Here is a 397-nt window from a genome sequence, read left to right as displayed (position 1 = left end):
TGCTCCGGTCTCGCCCGTGAGCCCCGTCGCTCCCGTTTCTCCTGTGAGCCCTGTTGCACCAGTCTCGCCAGTCAGCCCCGTCGCTCCAGTCTCTCCCGTGAGCCCTGTCGCACCAGTCTCGCCAGTCAGCCCCGTCGCTCCAGTCTCTCCCGTGAGCCCCGTCGCTCCAGTCTCACCTGTAAGCCCAGTTGCTCCGGTCTCTCCCGTCAGCCCTGTCGCACCAGTCTCGCCAGTCAGCCCCGTTGCTCCGGTCTCTCCCGTGAGTCCTGTCGCTCCCGTTTCTCCTGTGAGCCCTGTCGCTCCAGTCTCACCAGTCAGCCCCGTCGCTCCAGTCTCGCCAGTCAGCCCCGTCGCTCCAGTCTCTCCCGTAAGCCCCGTCGCACCAGTCTCACCCGTG

The 397-nt window shown here is 67.0% G+C and carries 1 protein-coding gene; it reads right to left on the bottom strand.

Going from position 1 to position 397, the window contains the following annotated elements:
* The coding region (locus tag C173_RS35160; protein WP_036731482.1) for a calcium-binding protein at positions 1-397 on the bottom strand (397 nt) is incomplete at both ends.

Source organism: Paenibacillus sp. FSL R7-277, assembly GCF_000517965.1.
Classification (GTDB): Bacteria; Bacillota; Bacilli; order Paenibacillales; family Paenibacillaceae; genus Paenibacillus_AQ; species Paenibacillus_AQ silagei.
Note: the sequence above shows the minus strand (reverse complement) of the source record. Positions and strands in the feature narration are given on the sequence as shown.